The sequence below is a fragment of the Nocardia sp. NPDC058499 genome (assembly GCF_042719915.1).
Taxonomy (GTDB): domain Bacteria; phylum Actinomycetota; class Actinomycetes; order Mycobacteriales; family Mycobacteriaceae; genus Nocardia.
The window spans coordinates 146,421-169,577 of sequence record NZ_JBHXMZ010000011.1 but is presented as its reverse complement, the minus strand read 5'-3'; the positions used below and the strand labels follow the sequence as shown (position 1 = coordinate 169,577).

Genomic DNA, 23,157 nt, shown 5'->3' with positions numbered 1-23,157 from the left:
AAGAATTCGTACAGTAGACGTAAAAGACATCTGATACATTCGGTGGCATGGACGTTTTCGCTCTGCCCGATCTCGTGAGCACTCAGGACCTGGAAGCGTTGTTAGAGGTCAAGCGCGGCAGGATTTCCGCGTTGCGTAAGAGCGAGGCCGGATTTCCCGAGCCCGTGGCGGGATCGACGCCCAAGCGGCCGCTGTACCTGCGTGAGGACGTGTTGCGCTGGCTCGTGGCAACCGACCGGGCCCCGGTGTCGGCGCTGCCGGTGTTCGATCGGCCGCCCAGCGGAAAACCCTTGGTGCAGCGTCGGTTCCGTGACAGCACGAAGTTCGTCAAACTCCCTGCCCTCGACGGGGAGTTGACCGAAGCCCATGTCACCCGTTACACCGCCGGTGAATACGCCGACCCGCGCGTCCTGACGCTGGTTGTGCCCGTCGGCGATCCCGGGGCACCGCGGATTCAACCCGCACGCCTGCGCGCCGATGCCGTGGCCGCCCTCGGCTACGGAGGTCGAAACGGCCTGCGCGGTGCGATCGCCTGGATCCACCCCGAAGGCCGGGGCGGCCGAGAACGCGGCGGCTCCCTGTTCGGCGCCGAAGTACCCGATGACCCGCAGGCCTACGAATTCGGGTTGCGGCTGAAACCGCTCGACGCCGAACTCGTCTCCCACCTGGTCGGACACCTCCTGCCCTACTGGGAAAAGGGCGCGGTCGCGAAATCGGCGGCCGCGCTATGGGAACCACGGCCCCTCGGCGAAGAAGTCCCGCGTGTGCCCGCCACCCACATCCCGCCGGCACTGGCCACCGCCGCCGCGCTACGCCGGCAATGCCGCGAGGTCATCGACCAGATCACCAGCGGCCGCCGGGAAGCCCCGCCTGTGATCATCGACGAACTCGCCCAGCTCGGAAACACCATCTGGGACACGATCGTGTCCAACCAGTTCAACTGGGACTCCGGCCCGGCACCCCGCACGGTCCCGCCCGGGTGGGTGCTGCCGATCGAACCGGCCCTGCGCACCAACACCGACCCCAACCCGCCACTGCCCAAACAACCCGCACCGGTCGACCTGTTCCACGCCCTGGAATGGCTGATCGAACAACAGGACCTCCCGCACGGGATGGCGCGCACCGCCACCGCCTTCTACGGCTACCCCACCTCCATCGACGTCCTGACCGTCGACTGCACCGAGCTACCCGAGCACCTGCGCGCCGCGATCGACCGCCACCTCACCCCCATCCCGGCACGCGACAACTGGCTGCACGAAGCGCTCGCCGAAGCCCTCGGACAGCACACCGCCGCCCACCCCGGCGGCGGCCCGGCACCGGCCGGCACCAGCGAACACGCCGCACTCGGGTGGCAGGCCGACACCGACCCTCAATCCCACCCCGCCAGGACCCTCCCCGGCCACCGCGCCGGTGACCTGCTGGCCTACCACGTGCCCCGCACCCTCTTCGACATCGGTACTCCGGCCGTCGTGCACCTGTTCGCCACCACCGTCGGCGACCAGCGCCGCTACGGCGGCATCCTCATCGACCGCACCGGCGCCCTCAGCCCGATACCACTCAACCCCGACCCGGCCAAACCCGGGCACACCGCAGCCGAGCTGGCCGCGCTCGCGCTCGGCATCACCGAACCGCTGCATCTCGGCCGCCTACCCAAACTGCACAACGAACCCGCCGAGCTCACCCAACTCGCGGCCGCACTGGCCAGCACCGACCACCTCGAAATCAACTGGGAAACGCTCTGCGACATCGTCGGACCCCGACCCGACAGCCTCGAGGACAACGAACTGGTCACCCGAATCAACGACCTCTACACCTGGAAGAAACTGACCAACGCCGGATTGAGCCTCGTCTCCGGCCCCGACCTGGCATAACCCCGATACCCGAACCGCGAGCATGAGCCCGCCGGCGATCCCACGCCTGTCAGCCCACACCTGATCACCAGAGGATCCGCGTGGATTTCGTAATCCCCGAACGCACCGATATCACCGACCCCGCCACCGGCAAGTCACGGCTTCTCGACAAGAAATGCCCCACCTGCGTCTTCCGGCCGGGCAACCCCGTCTACACCCGCGAGAGCGCCGAAAAACTCGCGGACCGAGCCTGCGAGGACGACACCTATGTCGTGTGCCACAGCACCTACAAGGACGGACAGTCACCACCGCACGCAATCTGCCGCGGATTCTGGGATCGCCATCGAAACGACACCGCCGCCCTGCGGATACTGCAATTCTTCGACCGCATCATCGAAGTGCCATTCGACCACGGCCCCGAAACCTGAGCATGGCGTCCCGCTTCGCCTACCGCGTCGGTGAACACACGATCCGCGTCGGCCAGCTCTACCGCGACACCGACACCACCACGATCCGCACCCTTCGCGTCGATCACCTCGATGTGCAGCGCCACAGCGACCGCCGCTGGTACTGCCAAGTGAGCTGCACTGTCATCCGGCACCAGCACGGAGAGAACGTGACCGAGCCGATGGAGCCGGTCTCCGTCCCTGCTACTCGACTGGCGGGCGACGCCTACCTCCTTCTCAGCGAATACTGACCTGCCCGGTCAGGCAGCCGACGCGCTACGGATTGCGCACATCACCTGTACGCTCGCCGCCGGGCACAGCGCCGACCTGCTGGCGGTACCCGACGACCCCACCCGCGATCTCCACCTGCTCAACCCCATCCTCATCGCCGCAGCAGGCCGGAACGAACAACCGCAGTGGTCGGCAGGGCTGGCCCAGATGGCCACCGCGCTCGGCGACTTCACTCCAGCACAGCGAACCTTGACGTCGAGTCCGAGCCGCTGATACTCGCAGGTCAGCCCGCGGGTCGAGCACCGGGCGGTCGCGTCTTCCGCCTCCTGCTCCCCCAAAGTCCGCGGCACGGTCCGTACCGCGGTGGTATGTGTTGTCGGGTGCGGCGCTTCGAGACAGTGGATATCGGTTACGAACTGAGCGTGTCGCTCTCCCCCGGAGACGACGACTCGATTCCGGTGGTCTTCATCAACGCGCTCGGGACAGCACAAGACCAATGGGACCAAGTCCTGCCGCGGCTGTACCTGCACACCGTCCTCACCTACGACCGGCCCGGAATCGGACGCAGCGACCCGCTACCACCGCATCTCGCCGACCAGCCACGCACGATCGGCGCACTGGCCGACGAACTACGACAACTACTCGACACCCTCGGCATCTCCTCACCTCATGTCGTCGTCGGGCATTCACTCGGCGCGCTGATCGCCAGGATGTATACCGCACGCCACGGATCCCATGTCGCCGGCCTGGTCCTGGTCGACCCCACCACCCGGCAGCACCTCGCGGAGACCGGCTGGCCGGACCGTGACGGCGGCACGGACAGCCCCGGGTCATCCCTGCTGGATATCTCCGCATCGATCACCGAACTCGGCACCGCCATACCGCCGCCGGTGCCCGCGGTAGTCCTGGCCAGCGCACCCGGGCGATGGCTGCGGCTCACCCCTGCCCAAGCAGCCGAATACGCGCCCCGCACACCCGAACAACTCGACGCACAGTGGCAGGACGGGCAACACCGCCTCGCAGCATCCCTGGGACCGCACGCGCTGCTGGTCGTCGCCGACTGGGCCGGCCACCATATCGCCACCGACCAACCCGAACTCGTCGCAGCCTGTATCACCGCAGCCGTCGCCGCCGCCCACGGTGCCCGACCGGTCTCCATACCCGCTGCCCAACTGCGCTACGCCGGCGGCTCCTGCCGCACGATCGAGTGACCCGACTCCATCTCGAGCCCGCCCGCGTTCCTTGTCCAGTCAATGCCAGCCGTGGGGGCAGATGAATTCGACGCCCAGGGCGCCTCGAGGATCGCGTCCACACTGCACTGTCAGCTCGAATGTCGACATGGAAGCTGGCCATATTCGCGGCGGTGGGGTGTCGGCGTGTTGACAACACCCCGGCTTGTCTCAGGCCCTTGACCTGCCGGGGTAGTTATCGTGAGGCGTATACCACCAGCAAGTCACGCATGGCCCGGATCTCGCGGTCGGCTTCTTTCAACGCGTCCCGCAGCCGAGCGTTCTCTACTGTCACCTCGTCCACTGCGCGCGATGGCACATGGACCAGCTCTCCCGCATGCGTCTGCCCATTGTCAGTATCGGCAATCACGCCGACTGACCCGGTTTCGGTAGCCGGTGCGGAGTTGCGCTGTTCGGTGCACGATCCACGATCGGGTGCCGTGTCGTCGTTACTGTGGTGCCCGCGGGATTCGGTAGCCACAGTGCTGGACGCATCGTCAGCAAACAGTGGCTGGTCAGGCTCAGCGGTGGAGTTATCGGACTGCACTACCGAGGGTTCGGTACTCGATGTGTTCTCTGCGTTCCGGACCCACCTGATGAGCGTATCCTTCGTGGGTAACCCGTTCGCCAGTGAGGAAACCCGCGAACATGCGGAATTCAAGGTATGTCCTTCTCCGCGCAGTCTTTCCACCTGCTCCAGGTGTAACTTCCGATCCTGCTCCTCGTAGCGCACTACCCATCATCTCCTACTGCCCGTGAAGGTCTCGACAGAAATTGAACCATTGAAAGCAGACGTAGTGCGTCTCGACCAGTAACTCGACCGAATCGACCAGCCATCTCAGACATTCCGCCTCACGTCAGCCGCGGTATGAATCTGACCAGAGGATCGAACACCCGCAAAACGCACCGCAGTTGTACTGCAGCCACTGACATACCACATCCGAACGAACTCAACGGATGAATGGACAAGCCACATCTCAATTCTGGTGCTAGCCTGGTAGTTAGGCTAGCTGAACCCCCCAAGGCTGGCCGATTCCGCAGCCTTGGCTGCGAAGAGTAGTGGCGTCGCCGAGTGCACTCTCCCCCCTGGTGCGCCGACGACGCCACTACTATTCTCGCGGGAGATAAGCGACGCGACGAAAACGTTGCGCCACCGAACCCAGCTCTCACAGCCGAACCGTCAGCGCAAATTCGTTCGAAGATGCCCTGCACCAGCCCATATCAGGCCAATCCGGGTCCGTCGAGTCTGGGTAGCATAGCCGCAGGACCCCCGACGCGGATGAGTAGGCACCCAAATCTACCCCGCCGTCAGAGGAGCGGCGATCTCACAGTCCAGCGGGGAGTAGTGTTGGTGTCGCTCAAGCGAGGTAGAGGGGGACATATGTCGTTTCCGTGGAGCGCGCGGGCGTTTTCGCGTTGTCGGCCAAGAGCGTTCCGGGCTGTGGCGATGGCGGGGATGCTCGTCCTGGGTTTGGCCGCCAGCGCATGCTCGGCATCGACTGCGCCGCAGGAGCCCGCGGCCGCCACCGAGTCAGCCCCGACCTCGCTGCCCTATCCGGAGTTCTTGAGCGAGGCGCAGAAAGCGACGCTGCCTCACCGCGCGGCGATGCGGGCTATGGATCCCTGTGGACTCCTCGACACCGATGCGCTCGCCTCGATCGGGCATGCCACCTATATCGGCGCGAACAACGCCTACGGAGAATGCAGCAGCAGATTCTCTCCACCGGCCGGACCGCTACAGATCCGAGAGATCTCGGTCGCGTTCACGACGAGCACCGGCACCTACGGCACCCCGGTGGCGGGGACACCGATCCGGATCAGCGCGACTCCAGACTTCTGCACCGCCTACATCATGTTCGACGAAACCCGACACATCGGCTTGGCATACACAGTATCCAGCCCCGGGAACCTCATGGATTCCGGCCGAGGACCTCGTGAAGACCTGTGCCCGACTGCGCAAGCCGTCGCCACAGCGGCTATTCCTCTGACGAAGACGCCGGTTGACCAGCTTCCGCAGCGCGGCGACGCGCCGCCGTTCACCGAACAGCCCGAGTTCCCAGCGCATGCGCAGGTGAATCATCCGTTGGCGACCCTGGATCCGTGCGCGGTCCTGTCCACCGTTGCCGCGGGAGCGCCTATCCTGCGGTTCTACCCTGACTCTTTCGGATGGCAGTGTAATTTCGTGATCGATCCGGACAATCACGCCAATGCCCATCACGTGTGGTACACCTACGGTGTCGTGTCCGCAGCTCTGGAACCGGGCGCGTACCGGAAAGAAGAATCCCGGATCACCGTTGGCGGCCACCCCGCGGTTCAAACGCGTGGCAAACAATACCGCAATCCCTCGTTCTGCCAGATCGTCATCGCCGCAGACCCCGACGCTCAGCCCACAGACGCCGACGGCGAGGTGTCCCTGGGGCACATGATCCACGTCGCCGTCGACGAAAGCGGCTGCGACGCCGCCCTCGAGATGGCCGAAGCGATCGTCGACCTCTACAACACCCATTGCGAAGCGAACCGCGATCAGTATCCGGCAATGTCGCGCTGCAGGGCCTGACCAGGCAGCGGACCTCGTAGGCGGCACTACCGACAGGGCTGGCGGTGTCGGTAGTGCCGGACTGTGTTTCTATTGCTGTGAGATGATCGCTCGTCGGACTTGAATTCAACGGGTCCCTTGCCGCCGTCTCCTCGAGGAGGAGGCGGGGTCACCCCTTCTGGTATTCCTTTACGGCGGCGACTGCGATGCGCCGGGCTTCGGTGCATCCGTGACCGCTGACCTTCATCGCCTCGATCCATTGCTCGGGTTGCCCGTCGTAGTTGACCACCGGGAATGGGCGTTCGGCTCCGACGTTGATTTCGATGATGCAGTAGTCGTTCTCGCCGGTGTGCTCGGTGGCATTGACGCCGACGATCTGCAGGCGCCGGACATGAGGTTGAGGGTGATTCGCCGAGTCCTCGGAGTAGTGGAAGAACGAGATGTGGAATCGATTGAGCTCGTCAGGCCGATGCTCGTACCCGAGCCGGAAGTCGCATTCGAAGGGATCGATCCCGCCGACGGTTATCTCCTGGCCGGGGTCGTAGGCACTGCTCAACGCGGCACACGGATCCAGTGTCCACGCTTTGGTGGCCGGCATGCGGGTGGACTGCGACCGTTTCGGAGCGCGGTCGAGCAGCGGCGCGGAAGCGGTGACGACCTGCTGTAGTTGCCCGCACAGATCCGCGTCTTCGCGACCGCTGATCGAGTAGAAGAACGACCGCATATCGTCGTAGGTCAGGCTGATGTGACAGAGATCGCCGCTGTCGAGCGTGTGCGCGGTGCGGTCACCGATCTGAAACTGCCGGCCGCTGCCATCCTCGACCACCGTCAGTGACACGGTGATCAGGCCGACACCATTGATCGCAGTGTTGCGGTCGAACCGCAGCTCACACTCATCAGGCTCATGATGGGCACCGAAATGGCGTGGTGTACCGACCGCGGTGAGGACAGATGCTTCGTCGACCATCGCACAGGGGTCGAGCTGGCGGGCGTGATCCCGGTTGCTCTGGATCGCGAGCGCCTGCTCATGGTCCGGTCCCAGTGCCGCCCGGTAACCGGAACCTACCGGCACAGCCAGTCCCTCGACCGCACATCCGGACAAGAGCATGACAGCCAGCATGGCGGCCACTGCCGCGTACAGGCGGGTCACCGGTTGGCTCCGAACAGCTCGAGCGCGGCCGGCATCACTGCCCGAACCGGCTCACACGGGCCGTTGACCTGCGCCGTCGGCTGGACTCTGGCGTCATCACGAACCCAGCCGGGCCCGGCAGAGCCTGGACGGGACCCGTCGTACACCGGGCCGACCGCGAAGTTGAAAACGCATTTCGGGCCGCCCGGCCAATCGTCTTCGCTGGCCAGCACCGGATATCCCGCGATGGTCTCGGCGCGTTGCCCACTCACAGGCCGCATCGCCGAATCACCGTCCTCCGCCTTGAAGTACACACCGACGATCTCGCCTCCGACCCAGAGCTTGCACTCATACGGAGCCGTGGTGGCATCGAACCGCTCGACCGGAAACTCGGACGGGAAACGCTCCATCAACTCGCACGGGCTTCGCTCCGCCAGCGGAACCCCCACAGGGGCTCGGTTACGCCGCGGCACCCGGTCTTCGGCAAATGTGGTCAGGATCCCCGCGACCACCTCCTGTGCTACTGCGCACTGGCCGCCGTCCACAGAGCGGAAGTTAGAGGCCGACACCGACATGTATGGCACCGGCGGCAACTCCACGATGTCGGGCCCCTCCGTTTCGGTGCCCGACATCGGTGCTGGAGTGGCGGGGAACTTCACGGGCACCTGGTAATGGCAGCTGTACCCGGTCGACAGCAGCGTGTCGAATGCCACCGTCTCCCCGGCGATGTCCAGGGTTTCGTCATCGGGAGAGGGCCCGTTGGCTGCGAGGTCGACCTTGACAGTGCCGGGCAGCGACTGGCCGGCGACTGCGACATTGACCACGCACTCCGACAGTGCGCGGCTGGGACCGGCCGTCATAACCTCACCAAGCCTGGACAGGCTGTCGAGATTCAGCACGCCGCACGGATCCACCGAACGCAACTGCTCGGCCGCCTGCAACTTGATGTGCTCGCCCGAAGGCACCGGCCGGCCGAACGCCGTCACCATCTGCGCTTCCGGTGCAGAGGGAGGCTCCCACGGCGCCGACGACGCGCCCGAACATCCCGACAGCAGTGCCGAAACCGCCACTACCGACATCAACCGCGACATCGACAAAGAACCTGCCCCCTCGAAACACCCAACCGAACAGACGCAGCTTACCCGGCTCGCTATCGGCGTCGTCCCACAGTTCTATGTCCGCGAACTGGTGGGCGAGTCGTAACGCCTTGCTGGGAAAAGACAGCAGACACGAAAACTCCTCTCATCCGGTGGCGCCAGTTGAAGACCGCACCGAGTCGCGTAATGCGTACTCCGCAAGCCCTCGCGGATCCGAATTCGTCCTCGCGTTGGGAGGGATGATTCTCATATCCCCGCGCAAATGTGAGCAAGGAAGACACCTTCCCAATAACCGTGCGAAATTGTGAGATTGACAGTTACAGCCCGGTACTCAAAGGTTGAGGGCATAACCAACGCATCACTGGTGGAACGCCAGAAAGAACTGCTTGTACGGATAATCCGACACAGTCGCCAGGCGCCCCAGTGTGCTGATGAAAACTATGGATCAGCGATTGGAAAACAGAATGACCTCGACCTCACCGATCGGACGACTCGCCGGTAAACGCGTACTGATCACGGGCACAGCCGGAGGTCAGGGAGAAGCAGCACAACGATTGTTCGCCATGGAGGGCGCGCGGGTGTTCGGCTGCGACATTCGCAATGGCGGTGCCGAAGAGACCGCACAGAAACTCGCACGCGAGGGATTCGATGTCCAGGGACGCCAAGTCGACCTCAGCGACGCCGGAGCCGCCAACGACTGGATAGAGGAATCAGCCCAGGCATTGGGCGGGATCGACGTCCTCTACAACAACGCTGCCGGGTTCGGCTTCGCCCCCTTCGCCCACATGGAACACTCGCTGTGGCTGCACGTCATGAAAGTAGAGTTGGATATCATCTTTCACACAACGAAACCCGCGTGGCCGTGGTTGTGCGACGGCGGGGGTTGCGTTATCAACACGGCCTCACTCAGCGCCGCCCTCGGCATCGGCCCTCTCGGCGCTGTCGCACATTCGGCGGCCAAGGGCGGTGTGGTCTCGATGACCAAAGCCTTGGCCGCAGAGGGCGCACCCTTCGGGGTGCGAGCCAATGCCATTTCCCCCGGCTTCGTTTCGACGCCGGCGACCGACGCCGTCGTAGACGAGGAACTACGCACCTGGCAGATGTCACAGCATCTGCTGCAGAGACCAGGAACCGGGCGCGACATCGCGTTCGCCGCCTTGTACCTGGCCTCCGACGAATCGGCATGGGTGACCGGCCATAATCTGCACGTCGATGGCGGCGCCACAGCAGGCTGGCGCAGTGACGCTGAAACCCGTCGTCTCCAAGGTCTCTTCCTGGGTGCAAAGGTCGAGACGGTGGCGGAGCTGTCGGGTTCGGCTGCCGGCCGCCCCTGACCACCGCGACCCGAGAGGATCGAAAGATCAGGTCTTCGGGGCCCTGGGCGAGACAGGTCAATTCAGGCGCAACAGACAGCAGCGCAGTGCGCGAATGCCTATCACGATGCCAGCGCAGGTGGCGGCAGACGCACCAATCCTCGGTCGAGGTTGCAAGCAAGTACAGAGTAGGTGCTGTCGGCCGCATCCAACTCCCCGAGGATCTGGGCCCGCATCGGGGCCCCCGGGGCCCCAGCGATGCCATGAGCGAATGGCGAAGAGTGGACCCAGAGGTACGCGAGGCGGCTGATCATGGCACCGAGGCCCTCATGGTATTCGATCGCGGTGGCCCGCGGCCTCGGCACGAGCGCTGCCGCCGTGCGGTCGATTTGTCCAGCGAGTTCAGCGATTTCCTCGTCCGAGCCAAGCCAGACAGCGAGAACCTCGTCCGCATCAGTCTGCTGACCGGCGTGCCGAAAGTGGACGGCGGCCAGGCCCGCAGCCAGCCGGTGCAGTGGGCCCGGGAAACAACGTGTCTCTCCCGGGTACTGGCGGTGCTCGAGGAACGACCACCGCAAAGCCTTTGCGGTCGGCAACTGTCCGCACCAGTACTCCGAATACATGCCCGGGAGGGCCGCGCGCCTCTCCAGCTCGCTGCGAAATGTCATAGCTCAACCCCTTTCGTTCCCACCGTGGGGGTGACGCGCGACCTCCGGTCCGACGAGGCCAGACCGTTGCCGATACTGTCACCAGCCTCAGCCAGCCGCATTTTGCGACTGGTTGGGGCAACATGCCGGAACATCAGTGCTGCCCCGAGCACTGCGGCGATCCGGACACTGCTCCGAAAGCCCGGAGCACCGCCTGCACACCACCATTCATCGCTACCGGTGCCAGCGAGTGGTCAGCGTAGTATCACACACCGTGAGCGGCACAGAAGGAACCGAAAACCTCTCTGCGAGAACCGAGACGAGCAATATTCCACCGTTCGCCTCACAGCCCGGCGACAACACAGGATCCAGGCCTGAAGCCGCCTCCGCTCCCCTCATCGTTCGTTGGGTCGCCCCCGATGGCAGCAGCCGACGGGAGTTCGATTTCGGAACGCTGGCGGTGGCCCCGCCGATCCAGCAGGGTCTAGCCGCTGCCTTCGCCCGCCGAACCGAGCCGGGAGCCGGCCCGGACACGGCCAGATCGACACGCGAGATCTACACGGTGACCCGCAACTTCGCCGAATACCTCTCGACGCTGCCCGAACCACCGACGTACCTGGAGCAGCTCACAGCCGAACACATCGACGGATTTCAGCATCACCGTGCCCACGAACGTGCACTCGGCAAGACGATGGGCCACCTCAAGGCGGTGTTACGCCACGCCGACGGCCTGCACGAAAGCACGGTCAGCAAACTCGGCGAGCCCAATCCGAAACAAACCACCCCGCCACAGCACCACCACCCCTATAGCCAAGCAGAATTCGACCGCGTCGCCGAAGCTGCCCGCAACGATCTCCGCACCGCAGCAGCCCGGATCCGACGCAACCGAGCACTACTCGAACAATTCCGCGCCGCTCCCACCACTCCCGCCGTTGGACGCATCGACGTACTCGACTACGTCGACCGCCACGGCTACATGCCATCCCCCACCCCCAGCAGCAGGCCCCGCCACGGACGAGCCGCAACCGTCGAGGAAAAGTCGAAACCACCTCAGTACGGCACCGTCTCCGACTGCATGACCGCACTACACCTGACCGAGCGCGAGACAATGTCAATCGCCGCACTTCTCGCCGCCACAACCGGTCAGGAACCCCAGACGATCACCGGCCTCACAGCCGACTATCGACACGAACACCGTCACATTGCACCAAACCAATCCTTCACCCTCACCGACTACCGGATACCCGACTGGATCAAGCCACCCACAGACACCAAGCAGCTGTCAGCCCACCAACAGCTGCACACCCCTTTCGGGATCTTCGCGCTGCTGGTGGAGCTGACCACACGCACACGGGAGATCCGCTCCAGCGACCGACTACTCGTCGGCTACCGCGCAACCACAAAGTACTCACCGGGCCGCGGACTGCGCGTAATCCAGCTCCCCAAGGTCTACCCGGAATGGGACGACTACCACCACCTACATGCGGACCCACCGGAACACCGCACCCAGCCGATCCCGTTAAAACTATCCCTACGTCGGCTCCGCTTGACCTACGCCGAACAACACCGCAAACCGGCCCCCCGCCCCGCGGTTCAGCCGACGACCCGCCCCATCATCCCGCCGGCCATGCAACTCCCCGCCCCGATCAGCACCCAGTTCCCCGACGACAACACTGCGGTGCTGGCGAACCGACCCATTCGACAAGACCTGGGCACGGCCGTGATTTCACGCTTCGGAGACGACCGCTGGCACCTCGACGCTGCCATTTTCGAGGAGGACGCGCCCCCCACCAGCCTGCTGTTCACCGCGATTCCCATTACGCTACAGCGAGCAGCCAAACACTACATCTGGCAGCTGATAAACGGCGACCGTCCGGTATCGGTCCACCGTGTAGGACGCACTCGCCCCTCGATCCGAAGCGTCGCGGTCTCTTGGACCCACCTCAAAGCGTTCATACTTTGGCTCGACCGCCACATGATCACCGAGCTCGCCGCGGTCACTCCCGCAACCCTCGACGCATTCGCCCGAGACCTCGCCAACTCCGACATCCCACGGAAGCGCAAGTGCCGGCAAATCAACGAAGTCCGCCGACTCTGGGCCTACCGCGATCAGCTGCCGAAAGCCGCGCAACTACCCACCCGGGCCCCGTGGGCAAACGCCACAACCCGCGAACTATTAGGCGAAACCGCGACCCAACCAGCCAACCGAACCACGCCGATTGCAAAACCCACGATGCAGTCACTACAGCGGTGGTCGTCGCGTTTCATCGAAACGTTCGCACCGGACATTCTCGCCGCACACGCCGAATTCCTCTTTCTCTCCGGCCGCACCGTCAACCCCCGCAGGGATGACAGCCTCCCGACACCGTCAACTGACCAGGTCAGATACGGTCTCGGCGACTACCTGCACCGCATGCGCCGCACCCATGGACAGCTACCAGGCCGGACCACCACCAACGGCACCACCGACATCGACTACAGCCACCTCGGCCGCATCCTGGCATGTGCACCCCAGCAACTGTCTCGCCCGAGGTGGGCAATCCAGATGCTGCACCAATCAGGAGTGCCCATCGCCGATCGCGCCTACCTGGACACACCGATCACCGCAAGACTCGACAACCAACCCTGGCATGGGCCGATCTGCTACTACGACGCCAAACGACTCGCCCGCCACCTCAGCACCGCCTGCATGATCACCATCGCCCATATGTCCGGCGCAAACCCAGGCGAAATCCTGAACCTCCGCCGCGACTGCCTCGAACGCGACCCCTCCACGGGCGCCTGGCTGATGCGCGGACTCTACTACAAAAACGCAGTCGACGATATGGGCGACAAGCTGCCGACCGGCGTCGAACGCCCCGCCCCCTGGACAGTCGCCGAACCCGTAGCTCAGGCTGTCGCCGTACTCCACAACCTACACCAGCACGAACTGCTGTTTCCCGCCGTCCTCCAACCCCCCTACCGAAGGAAAAAGCGCCCCCAACGCCAAGGCTCAGCACGAACCACGTTCAGCGCCGCCTCCGACCTGCAGCACTTAGTAGACTGGATCAATACCTACGCGCGAGCCCGTGGCCTCTCAGGCACTCCCCTCGACGTCCAAGGGCTGTTGGCCCTGTTGCGAATTCGCGCGCTTGAAGGCCGCGATGCTCCTTCGCCCAGCGGGCACCATGACTGAATCGTGACGCCAGCAAGCTCACCCGGGCCAACGCCGAAGCTCACGCGAGCGAGACCTCGCGCGGAGTTGTATATACCCCCGCAACCATTCCTGTTCGGCGACCCGGATGCTCCTCAACCCCCGCGGCCAGCTCGTCTCGGCAGCGGGCGGCGAGCTGGCCGGCCTCGGCGCGCCAACCCGGCCACGTCATCTAACCCTCGATCCACCGATGGAGTTGCTGAGTGGGCCGCGCGCCGCAGGCGCGCGGACCACTGGTTTTCGGGTAGCGGGTAGCCGCTGGTCTGCCCAGCCTTTCCACTGTTGCTCCTGGTCGTAGGGGTGTTTCGCGGTGCTCAGGCGGTCGAGAGTGGAGTGGTGGTGGCGTGCCATAACTGCCGCCAGGCTCGCGCCCAGGGCCAGTGAGTGGGCAGGTGCAGCATGGGTCTGCGTTGCGGTCGGGTGAAACGAGCGGGGATGTTGATGATCTTTCGGCGCAGGGTCGCACCGCGAGCACGGCCCAGTTGCGGATCAGCGAGCCGACCGGCAGCCCGGAGCAGGTTATGAGTGATCGCCGCGCACAGCACCCAGGCCGAATTCGCGCCGAAACGCCCGGACGGCATATGCGCCAGAGGGCCGTCGATCAGGTCGGCGAACACGGTTTCGATCACGGCATGGCGGCGGTGAGTGAGGTCGGCGTCCACGACCGGCTCGGTCGAGTCGGTGAAGAACGGGTGATAGCGCCAGACCGGGAACAATTCGTCCTGACGAGCAGCATCGCGGACACGGCGCACGATCAGCCGGGCGGTCACCGCTTCGGGCCCGGAAGCGAACGCGGTATACGAGGTTTCGGCGACCTCGGCATCGGAAATCCACGCCCCGGTATCCGGATCCTGCACCGCACCGGGGTATTTCACCGCCGTCCAGGCATCATCGCCGATCGCCTCGATCGCGCGCTGCACCGCCCTGTTCTTCGTCAACACCAGCGAGAACCGAGCACCGCCACGCCGGCAGGCCGCGATAACCGCACGGCCACCGAAAGTGGAATCCCCGCGGACCAGGATCTCCCCGCTCACTCCCGCCCCACGGGCGCAGGCGATAGCCTGGGCGACCATCCGGGCGGCGCCTTTGGCCGAGCCGGCCTTCCCGGCACGCAGCCGCATTCCCGCGATCACCGGCGCGGACAGATCGGTGCTGATCGTGGTCGCCAATGGTGAAAGCCCTTTACGCAGAACGGGTTTACCCGAAATCGTGGTGAACCCATAGGACGCGCCCTGCTTGGCATACCCATACACCGGCCGCAACAGCGAATCGATATCGACGAACGCCCGCCGGTCGGCTCCCGGCAGCAGATCGACCCGCTGACACAGCCGTGACAGGTGCACACCCAGCACCGATTCGAGCTGGCGGGCATGACCGAAACTGAATTCCCGCAACAAAGTGCCGACCGTGGACGGCGCATACACCTGGTGGAACACCTTGGGCATGCCGCCGCTGCGCAGCACGCCGACATCATCGATGCTGTCGGCGCCAGCGCACATCCCTGCGATCAGCGTCGTCAGCTTCGGCCCGGCGTTTGCCGCTCCGGAGCGGATCCGCGGCTCGCTGATCGCTACCTTCTGCGTCAGGAGTTCACCCAGCCCGGTCTGCTCGGCCAACCGCATCACCGGCACCAGCCCGGCCAGTGACACCAGACTCTGATCATCGAACACCGCTGACTCCGCGGCGAACCTATGCAAAGCTTGCACCCGAAGTGCCCTTCTGAACCGGACCGATCACTGCCTAGAAAACAGAGATCTTCCCAGTTCAAAGGGCATTTCTCCATTCATGCCACCCCAACCCGGCAGTAACCGATCGGTGGATCGAGGCTAACACGAGATTAGCTCGGAGTATCTGAAGTTCAGTCTTAATTGCCAAAAGCCGCCAGAGAACGGAAAACTCCCAGGTCCTGTGGGGAACCGAAGCCGAGAAACCCACGAACTCCGGGGTTATCTTTTAAAAACGGAGCAGGAGCAATCCCGCCACCGCGTCCCGGGCCTACTCAGCGGTGCATGTGAGGTGACGGCGGCACGATAGCCCGGTGGTTGAGGTGAGTGTTGGTGTCGGCGTGGTGTTTTCAGGTTTATCGCCACTGGTGGTCGAGGATGTGGGTGTGGCGGGGCCACCCATGAGCTGTCCGCAGGGCGTGTGCCCCGCGGGCCGCTGTTTATTAAATGTGATATGTAGATATTTGCATCTGGGTCCTCTGGTGTCCTACCGCAGAACGTTGGCACCCCAGAGGTAGGGCGCGAGTACAGCTTTGGTTGCTCGGTCGGAGGTGATCAGGGTGTGGATGCCGCTGATGTGGGCGGCTGTGCGGCATTCGCCGAGGTGGGCGCGTGCGGTGCGGAGGGGCAACGTTTGTTGGAGGTCTTCATCCACCGGATTCTTTTTGCAGAGGTCCAGCCATTGTTGGTAGCCGAGCAGGATAGCCTCGGCGTCGTTGCGGTTGCGTAGGAGAAATTGCTGGCCGGCGGCGGCGTCTGTGACGTATGCGGAGAACCCTGACCTTGCTTCGTTCGTGCTGATCCCGATCGCGGTGTTCGGTGTGGTCTCGGGTGCGTGGCTGGCGAGTGTGCTGGTCGTGGTGGGGTCGTTGATCGGTCCGCCTGCGTCGAGTGCCTTGACGACCCATGGGTAGGGCACGAGGGCGGCACGGAGTCCGGAGGTGGGGTCTTTTCGGCTTCCGGCCCGCAGGGTCAGCAGGGTATGGATGCCGTCGATGCGGGCAGCCTTGCGGCATTCGCCGAGGTGATCGCGTGCGTCGCGCGCGGACATGGTTTGCTGCAATTTCTGGTCGACGGGGTCGGTTTTACAGCCTGCAAGCCAGTCCTGGTAGCCGATGAGGACGGCTTCGATCGTGCCGTGGTGGAGCAGTACGTAGTACTGCTGGCCTGCGGCGGCGTCCTTGACCAGGGTGGTGAATTGTCTCTGTGCCTTGGTCGTTTCGATAGCTTGCACGTACGGAATGTACCAAACGTACGCTCTGCGGGTTGATGGCAGTGAAAGGTGCTGTGCGGCAACGGTTTCGATTTGCACATGGCGTGTACGTTTGGTACATTTTAGGGGTCGGCGGGGCAGACATTCCGGCCCCGGAAATCACTTCCGACACTCCCCTCGAAATCCGAAAGGCACTGCTATGCGCACTGTCACCTACCCGTACGCCTCCGATGCCCACCGGCACGAAAACCTGCTGGTCGACGCCAGCGCGATAGGACAGGAGCTGGGCTTTCACCGCGCTGTCGTCCTCGATGGCTACGCCCATTCCGAAGCCGTCGACTGTTACACCGCGCCCTGCGGTGCACCCGACCGGATGCTGGAGGTACTCGCGAGCGCCTACCACGCGCTCGCCGCCGCGCCGACTGGGGCAGCGCGGGTGTTGTTCGCCGTGCACCGCCTCGTCGGTGCCTGCATCGGACCGGTGCCCCTGGTGATCGAGGAAGCACCCGACTGCGACGGCTCCCCGTTGTGGTTGATCAGCAGCGTGCGAGGGGTCCCGCGCTTCGAATGGAGCATGCTGCAGGAGAGGGTGTTCCGGCTCAAGCGCGGCTTCCAGCGCCCGGGCCGAGCAGGCGAAATCGACACGCGGTCGGCGCAGGTGCTCTCTGCGCTGCTGGACGATAACGCCGATCGGGCCGAGGACTCGGCATCCGCCGGTACGCGGCGTTGGATCCTGGAAACCTTCGTCCGGCTTCTGCGCGAGGAACTGCGCGCCGGGCACGCCCCGGCAGTGCACCGCGAACTGGTCTCGATCGTCGATGAGATGGCGATCGAACTCGCCCCGCCGATTGCGCTGGCAGCCAATCATTGGGCCGACGCGCTGTTTTCGCCGTCATCGCCGGAACGGGGCTACATGGCGGCAGGGGGCAAGCACAAGTACGCGGCAGGCGGGCGCCCGTTCGGGAAACCGATGCCGCCATACGAGAGTTTCCGGATGTATGGGACCGGTCCCCGCGCGGGTCGCTGACCCTGCAGATGCCGAGGTGGCGCGGCCCGGGCAGGTGAGAACTGCCCGGCACGCGCCAGTTCCTCAGCGTACAAGGAACACGCGACATGACCTATTCGGGCATGGATTGGTTCTGCGGGGCAGGCGGCAGCAGCCAGGGGTTGCACGTGACTCCCGGGCTGGAAGTGGGGTGGGCGGCCAACCACTGGGTCAAGGCCATCGAGTCCCACGCCGCGAATTTCCCGACCACCGACCATTGGATCGGAGATATCCGCGACGAACCTGTCGGCCGGTGGCCGATCGCCGACTTCTTCTGGGCCTCTCCGGAGTGCCCGCAGTGGTCGTCGGCCCGGGGCAAGAAGCAGACCTACCAGTACAGTTTGCAGGGCGAGCTGTTCGACGCGGTCGACGATCCGGGTGAGAAGGCCAAACGCGACGAAGCCGAGCGCAGCCGCGCCCTGATGGAGGAGGTCCCACTCTACCTCGAGGGTGTGATCGCGCGCGGCGGCCTGGTGCTGGCCGGAGCGGTCGAGAACGTGGTCGAGGTCCGGCGCTGGGACCAGTGGGATCGCTGGGTCGCCCGGATCCGCCGCCTGGGCTACCACGTGCGGCTCATAGCGCTCAACTCCATGCACGCCCAGCCGGGGCGGAGTGCGTGGGTGCCGCAGAGCCGTGACCGGCTCTATCTCGGGTACTGGCACAAAAGCCTTGCCCGGCAGCCGGACTGGGACAAATGGTTGCGGCCGATGGCCTACTGCGGGTCCTGCGAGCAGTGGATCCAGGCGGTGCAGTCGTGGAAGAACCCCGGCACCGATATGGGCCGCTACCGCACCCAGTACGTCTACCGGTGCCCGCACATCTCCTGCGGCAACGCGGTGGTGGAACCGCCCACGGTTCCGGCGGCCGCCGCGATCGACTGGAGCGTGCCGGGTGTCCGCATCGGTGACCGGCGCAAGCCGCTGGCGGAGAAGACGATGAACCGGATCCGGGTCGGGTTGCAACGCTTCGGGTCTGTGGTGCCGATGACCGTGCCGACCGGCGGTACGTGGCGTGAGGATGCGGTGCCGGTGCATATGCCGATGCCTGCCCGCACGACTCGGGACAACGACGGGATCGTGATCCCGCCGCTGATCGTGCCGATGGAGGGCCGCGACGGTAAGGAGGCCCAGCTCGCCTCCGCGCCGATGCGGACCCAGACCACCCGCGCCGAAACCGGTGTCGCGTTCTGGCCGTTTGTGACCGAGCTGCGCGGCGGCAGCTCCGATGTCCGCTCGGTGAGCGAGGCCCTGGCCACGGTCACCGCCAGCGGTAATCACCACGGCCTGGTCACCCCCGGCGCGATGTCGGCGCAGGCGGGGCGGTCGCTGCTGGTGCCCTACTACGGCAACGCCCGGTCGCGGCCGGTCACCGAGCCGGTCGGGACGCTGTCGACACGCGACCGCTACGCCCTGGTCGATGTCATCAGTGCCCGCGACATCGACATCAACGAGGTGTCGTTCCGGATGCTGCAGCCCCGCGAGATCCAGGTGGCGATGGCATTCGGCCGCGACTACATCCTGCTCGGCAACAAACGCCAGAAGGTCCGCCAGCTCGGCAACGCAGTCACTCCCGCCTGCGCGGAAGTGATCGCCTGCGCCCTGATGGAGGCCGTCACCGGCGAAGACATCGAGCGCTGGCCCTCGCGCTCGGCTGCCGAAAACCTGCTGGTACCCGCCTGACCCGCGCAGGCGCCAGCACCCGTGGGGGCCCGGAGCCCCGGGCCCCCACGGCTTCCCTTCGAAAACCTCTGACACAGAAAGGCCCTACCCCTCATGGCCAAAACAGTGACCGTCACCCGCGACCCGTACGGCAACTCCGTGGTCACCGCCCGCTGCGCACTGGGCGAAGGACACATCTACGTGCGGCCCAACGGCACCGCGCTTCTCGGTGGTGATTTCACCGCTCCCCTGCCGACCACCATGATGGGGCTGCTGCGCAAAGCCTTGGCCCGCGCCGAGAAGGTCGCCCCGCAGCAACCGGCGATCCCCGACGGGGCGACGTTCACCGCCCGCATCGCCACCGACGACACCATCGACCCCGACCCGGACCTGTGCCCGGGCGACATCGTCATCACCGTCGACGGCCGTCCAGGCCCGCCGATCGCGACCTACTCCTGCCACGCCAACCGGATCACCCCGATCGGTGAGGACCCCGACGAGGTCCTGCGCCGCCACGGCTGGCGCCCCTACGGCCTCGACCAGCTCGACGTCTACCTCTACCGCGTCACCGCCGTCGAGCGCGTCCAGCCGTCCCCATCCCGTGCCCAGTTGTATGGATCGGAGCGCATGTTCGATCACGACCCCGAGGAATACCGGCCCGAAACCTACGACCGCGTCCTGACCAAACTCGACGACGACCCCGACGCTCCCCTCGGGGCGCTGGAAGCCCGCGCCATCCCGCAGCGCTGGTTCGCCGATCTGAACTTCTCCATATGGGACACCGAGGAGCCCTTCGTCAACCTCTACGAATGGGCCACCGGCGGACCCAAGGCCGCCTGGATCCGCACCGAGACCCTGATCGGCGAAGCCCAGCGGATGCAGGCCGAAATCCTCGCCCCCGCCCAACGCGCCGCGTGGCAGACCTGGGACAAAGGCGGCACACCGGAGGCCGCTGCCGCCGTGCTGGACGCGTTGATCCGCTACCTGGGCCAGACACCGACCCCGCAGAGTGTGGCGCGGTGGCTGTTCGCCAACACCGACCTGCCCGACTACCCCGACAGCGCCGCCCAGCTCACCGACGAGGAGGCGCGGCTCATCGCGCTCGGCTGGGCCGAGGACGGCTCGACGCTGCAGCAGTGGGGCAGCAACTTCATCGACACCGCCATCACCGGGCGCGAGGTGCTGGCCAGCCAAGCCCGCGACCTCCGTGAGCGCCAGCAGCTCAACGTCGAGAACTGGCCACACGAAGGCGAGCCCGAACCGGCCCTCGTCGCCATGGCCGCGCTGATCCGCTACCTCGACCGCCTCCGCTGACCCCCGTCACCCGGGCCGGGAGCCCCCGCCGCTCCCGGCCCGGACAACCGCCTACCGCCGCGACATCTGGCGCGGCACAGAAGGACACCACCCATGCACGAACCGGACTACAGCGTCTACGCCGACGTGGTCGCCGCCCTGACCCGCACACCCGCCACCGCGCTGGTGGAAGTCGAAGCGAAAGCCATCGCGGCCCGCTGGCTGTCCAGGACGGGATACCCGCCGTGGCGCGGCGGGCGGCCCTGCACGGCCCTGCGCCTGTGGGCCACCACCGACGCACCCCGCACCCCGCAGATCCTGCACGAAGCCCAGCACCTGCTCGACGAGATCACCGACCCCGCCCGGACCGCCTCCTGGTCGTCGAACGCCGACGGCCCCCCGGAAACCGCCGCCACCGCGGTCCGCGCACTGGTCGGCTACCTCAACCGCCCGCCCACCACCCCACCGCCGGCGGCCGTCGCGGCCCGGCGGCCCACCGCGCGCGGCCGGCGCACCCCGCAGCCGCCCGCGCCGCCCGTGGACTGCGCCTGCGGATGCGGCCAGACCGCGGCCCCCGGCCGCGAGTACGCCCCCCGCCATCAGCAGCGCGAGGTCGCCGCAGTCGCTGGCCATTACTTCGGCGGATCGGTCCAACGCCTCCTGGCCTACGTCGAAGACATGGCCGAGCAGCACGGAGTGCCCGACCCCGCCACCGGCGCACTGCGCCGCATCGGCCGACGCGGCCCCACCACCCTGGTCGACCTCTACATGGAAGGAAACCTCGCATGAACAGCGCCGACCCCAGCCCACTGCCTGCCCTGCCCGTGCCCGTCGCCGACGACAGCGGCTACGCCGACTGGTGTCTGTTTCGAGTGCCGCACCCCCGGCTGCCCCTGGCGCTCGCCTTGGTTCGACCCCCGCACCCCGGCGGCCGCCGCACCCGACGCCGCGCACGCCACCGAGACCGGCCACACCCGAACCATCCTCTACCGCCTCACCAGCACCCCCGCCACGACCACCACGATCCGCCGCCCGCGCGCACCCCGCGCGCCGGAAAGGAAATCATGACAACCGAAACCCTGTGGCACATCGCCTACGAATCCGGCGCGATCGACGAAATCGCCGCCCCGACAATGACCGACGCCGTCCACCGCGCCCACCCAGCGCCCGAGGACCGCGACCAGGTCGTCGCCGTCCGCCGGATATCGGTCGCCGAAGCGTTGACCGGCTATCTCCGCGACGCCCCCGACCTGGCCGTGTTCGACGCGATCGCCGTCGACATGCCCTGGGATTCCAGCGCCGATCAATGGCTGGTGCTGCGATTCACCATCGCCGTCGACGACGACGGACGAATCGATCTCCCCGCCCTCGCCAACTTCCGCACCCTGCGCCGACGCTGGGCAGCGCACCCCTCGGTCCGGTTCGACGGCGGCCGCGTCAGCATCCACACCCCCGGGCCCGCGCCCGCCGACCTGATCCGCGTCATCGACACCTGGCTCGACGAAGGCGACCTGGACCCCGCCGAATACACCGCTACCTGCCGCGAGCTGGCCGTGGTCGACACCCGCACCACCCGCGTGGCCGCCCGCCGCCACGAACACGACACCTGGACCGTCGCCGACATCCCGGTCACCGCACTCGGATACCGCGACGCCGAAGCCGAAGCCTTCGGCGACCTGGGCGAGGGCCCGGTCATCGTCCTCGACGCCGTGCCCGGCTTCGCCGCCGGATGCGCCACCCTCTCCGAACTCGACCACCCCGACCGCGCGGCCGCCCGCCGCCGACACAGCCACTGCCACCACAACCTGCCCGCCGCACTGACCACCACCGCGGTCGCCGACACCCGCCCACCCCTACCCGCACCCCGGAAGCGGCCCCGACCGTGGTCGGCCCTGCGCGCACTGACTCACCGCGACCAGCACTGACCCAACCACCGATCACGCCGGGAGGGCTCCCGCCCTCCCGGCGCCGAAGGAGCCACCACCTCATGCTCAACGACTGCGACCTGACCGACCGCTACCGCGCCGAACTCGCAGCCCTCGCCGAATTCTGCCGCCAGCCTCCCGTCCTGGCCTGCATCGGCGGCGCCCAACGCGCCCTGTGCGGCGACCTCACCAACGGCCTGCGCATCGAACTCGGCAACGACCTACTGACCAACCACGGCCCGGCCGAACAGTTCACCGTCTTCCTGTTCGACGACGAAGGCCAGCTCGCCTACCTCGACGCCACCGCCGGCGCCCTCACCGACCGGCTCACCGCCGCCGCCGCCGCGCTCACCGCCGCCGACATCGTCGCGCTGCGCGCCGGACGACGCCCGTCCGGCCTGCACCCGTCCATCACCGTCACCCGGCCAGCCCCGCCGCTCCACGCATCGCTCAACAACCTCGCCGCCGCACTGACCGCGTTCCATCGCGCCGCCGACCGAGGCCCCGACGCCGAAGCCGCCGCCGCGCGCGAGCTGGCGGCCGCCACCCAAGACCTCCTCGACCTGCACGGACCGGCGACCACCGGCCCGCGCGGGTGACGCCCCGCCTCCGACCCGACAACGCCACG

The 23,157-nt window shown here is 66.2% G+C and carries 18 protein-coding genes; 13 read left to right on the top strand and 5 right to left on the bottom strand.

Translation table 11 applies throughout. The features are described 5' to 3' along the window. The first annotated feature begins 47 nt into the window (after nt 1–47). The 5 genes from ACFWPH_RS28435 (at nt 48) to ACFWPH_RS28415 (ending at nt 6,313) form a co-directional block, all read left to right on the top strand. Nucleotides 48–1,871 (top strand): hypothetical protein, encoded by a 1,824-nt coding sequence (locus tag ACFWPH_RS28435; RefSeq protein ID WP_378755235.1) that lies wholly within the window; start codon nt 48–50, stop codon nt 1,869–1,871. A gap of 80 nt (nt 1,872–1,951) precedes the next feature. After that, nucleotides 1,952–2,278, top strand: coding sequence for a hypothetical protein (locus tag ACFWPH_RS28430; protein WP_378755234.1), 327 nt, complete (start codon nt 1,952–1,954; stop codon nt 2,276–2,278). Nucleotides 2,279–2,280: 2 nt separating this feature from the next. Further along, the gene (locus ACFWPH_RS28425) at nt 2,281–2,547 is read left to right on the top strand and encodes a hypothetical protein (RefSeq protein WP_378755233.1); all 267 of its coding nucleotides are present in this window, start codon (nt 2,281–2,283) and stop codon (nt 2,545–2,547) included. A gap of 360 nt (nt 2,548–2,907) precedes the next feature. Further along, the gene (locus ACFWPH_RS28420) at nt 2,908–3,738 is read left to right on the top strand and encodes an alpha/beta fold hydrolase (protein WP_378755232.1); all 831 of its coding nucleotides are present in this window, start codon (nt 2,908–2,910) and stop codon (nt 3,736–3,738) included. 1,465 nt (nt 3,739–5,203) lie between these two features. Continuing rightward, complete coding sequence (locus ACFWPH_RS28415; protein ID WP_378755302.1) at nt 5,204–6,313, top strand: DUF3558 family protein; 1,110 nt, start codon at nt 5,204–5,206, stop codon at nt 6,311–6,313. Between the two features lie 148 nt (nt 6,314–6,461). Here ACFWPH_RS28415 and ACFWPH_RS28410 read toward each other — a convergent pair whose 3' ends face one another. Then, nucleotides 6,462–7,442 (bottom strand): hypothetical protein, encoded by a 981-nt coding sequence (locus ACFWPH_RS28410; RefSeq protein ID WP_378755231.1) that lies wholly within the window; start codon nt 7,440–7,442, stop codon nt 6,462–6,464. Beyond that, nucleotides 7,439–8,512 (bottom strand): hypothetical protein, encoded by a 1,074-nt coding sequence (locus ACFWPH_RS28405; RefSeq protein WP_378755230.1) that lies wholly within the window; start codon nt 8,510–8,512, stop codon nt 7,439–7,441. Before ACFWPH_RS28405 ends, ACFWPH_RS28410 begins: the two co-directional genes overlap by 4 nt. A 437-nt stretch (nt 8,513–8,949) precedes the next feature. Here ACFWPH_RS28405 and ACFWPH_RS28400 point away from each other — a divergent pair, with 437 nt between their 5' ends. Next, nucleotides 8,950–9,852, top strand: coding sequence for an SDR family NAD(P)-dependent oxidoreductase (locus ACFWPH_RS28400; protein WP_378755229.1), 903 nt, complete (start codon nt 8,950–8,952; stop codon nt 9,850–9,852). 101 nt (nt 9,853–9,953) lie between these two features. On the opposite strand, the gene ACFWPH_RS28395 is transcribed toward ACFWPH_RS28400, so the two are convergent. Beyond that, nucleotides 9,954–10,499, bottom strand: coding sequence for a hypothetical protein (locus tag ACFWPH_RS28395; protein WP_378755228.1), 546 nt, complete (start codon nt 10,497–10,499; stop codon nt 9,954–9,956). 253 nt (nt 10,500–10,752) lie between these two features. Between ACFWPH_RS28395 and ACFWPH_RS28390 the strand changes: the two genes are divergently transcribed. Continuing rightward, on the top strand, nt 10,753–13,653 hold the full coding sequence (locus ACFWPH_RS28390; RefSeq protein ID WP_378755227.1) for a hypothetical protein: 2,901 nt from the start codon (nt 10,753–10,755) through the stop codon (nt 13,651–13,653). Nucleotides 13,654–13,985: 332 nt separating this feature from the next. On the opposite strand, the gene ACFWPH_RS28385 is transcribed toward ACFWPH_RS28390, so the two are convergent. Further along, nucleotides 13,986–15,377 carry an IS1380 family transposase gene (locus tag ACFWPH_RS28385; protein WP_378755226.1) on the bottom strand — a complete coding sequence of 464 codons (1,392 nt, stop codon included), beginning with the start codon at nt 15,375–15,377 and terminating at the stop codon, nt 13,986–13,988. A gap of 505 nt (nt 15,378–15,882) precedes the next feature. After that, nucleotides 15,883–16,629, bottom strand: coding sequence for a hypothetical protein (locus ACFWPH_RS28380; protein ID WP_378755224.1), 747 nt, complete (start codon nt 16,627–16,629; stop codon nt 15,883–15,885). Between the two features lie 178 nt (nt 16,630–16,807). Between ACFWPH_RS28380 and ACFWPH_RS28375 the strand changes: the two genes are divergently transcribed. From ACFWPH_RS28375 to ACFWPH_RS28350, 6 genes are all read left to right on the top strand, one after another. After that, nucleotides 16,808–17,635: a hypothetical protein gene (locus ACFWPH_RS28375; RefSeq protein ID WP_378755223.1), complete on the top strand. Its 828-nt coding sequence runs from the start codon at nt 16,808–16,810 to the stop codon at nt 17,633–17,635. An 86-nt stretch (nt 17,636–17,721) separates the two neighbouring features. Next, nucleotides 17,722–19,332 (top strand): DNA cytosine methyltransferase, encoded by a 1,611-nt coding sequence (locus tag ACFWPH_RS28370; protein ID WP_378755222.1) that lies wholly within the window; start codon nt 17,722–17,724, stop codon nt 19,330–19,332. A gap of 93 nt (nt 19,333–19,425) precedes the next feature. Continuing rightward, nucleotides 19,426–20,625, top strand: coding sequence for a hypothetical protein (locus ACFWPH_RS28365; protein WP_378755221.1), 1,200 nt, complete (start codon nt 19,426–19,428; stop codon nt 20,623–20,625). A gap of 93 nt (nt 20,626–20,718) precedes the next feature. Next, nucleotides 20,719–21,393, top strand: a complete 675-nt coding sequence (locus ACFWPH_RS28360; protein WP_378755220.1) for a hypothetical protein — start codon at nt 20,719–20,721, stop codon at nt 21,391–21,393. Nucleotides 21,394–21,668: 275 nt separating this feature from the next. Further along, nucleotides 21,669–22,529 carry a hypothetical protein gene (locus tag ACFWPH_RS28355; RefSeq protein WP_378755219.1) on the top strand — a complete coding sequence of 287 codons (861 nt, stop codon included), beginning with the start codon at nt 21,669–21,671 and terminating at the stop codon, nt 22,527–22,529. A 62-nt stretch (nt 22,530–22,591) separates the two neighbouring features. After that, on the top strand, nt 22,592–23,128 hold the full coding sequence (locus tag ACFWPH_RS28350; protein WP_378755218.1) for a hypothetical protein: 537 nt from the start codon (nt 22,592–22,594) through the stop codon (nt 23,126–23,128). The last annotated feature ends 29 nt before the right edge of the window (nt 23,129–23,157 follow it).

Coding starts and splice junctions, on each gene's coding strand:
- ACFWPH_RS28365 (WP_378755221.1), top strand. CDS start 19,426: ATGGCCAAAACAGTGACCGTCACCCGCGACCCGTACGGCAACTCCGTG.
- ACFWPH_RS28435 (WP_378755235.1), top strand. CDS start 48: ATGGACGTTTTCGCTCTGCCCGATCTCGTGAGCACTCAGGACCTGGAA.
- ACFWPH_RS28355 (WP_378755219.1), top strand. CDS start 21,669: ATGACAACCGAAACCCTGTGGCACATCGCCTACGAATCCGGCGCGATC.
- ACFWPH_RS28375 (WP_378755223.1), top strand. CDS start 16,808: ATGCGCACTGTCACCTACCCGTACGCCTCCGATGCCCACCGGCACGAA.
- ACFWPH_RS28405 (WP_378755230.1), bottom strand. CDS start 8,512: ATGTCGCGGTTGATGTCGGTAGTGGCGGTTTCGGCACTGCTGTCGGGA.
- ACFWPH_RS28415 (WP_378755302.1), top strand. CDS start 5,204: ATGGCGGGGATGCTCGTCCTGGGTTTGGCCGCCAGCGCATGCTCGGCA.
- ACFWPH_RS28370 (WP_378755222.1), top strand. CDS start 17,722: ATGACCTATTCGGGCATGGATTGGTTCTGCGGGGCAGGCGGCAGCAGC.
- ACFWPH_RS28400 (WP_378755229.1), top strand. CDS start 8,950: ATGAAAACTATGGATCAGCGATTGGAAAACAGAATGACCTCGACCTCA.
- ACFWPH_RS28425 (WP_378755233.1), top strand. CDS start 2,281: ATGGCGTCCCGCTTCGCCTACCGCGTCGGTGAACACACGATCCGCGTC.
- ACFWPH_RS28360 (WP_378755220.1), top strand. CDS start 20,719: ATGCACGAACCGGACTACAGCGTCTACGCCGACGTGGTCGCCGCCCTG.
- ACFWPH_RS28350 (WP_378755218.1), top strand. CDS start 22,592: ATGCTCAACGACTGCGACCTGACCGACCGCTACCGCGCCGAACTCGCA.
- ACFWPH_RS28395 (WP_378755228.1), bottom strand. CDS start 10,499: ATGACATTTCGCAGCGAGCTGGAGAGGCGCGCGGCCCTCCCGGGCATG.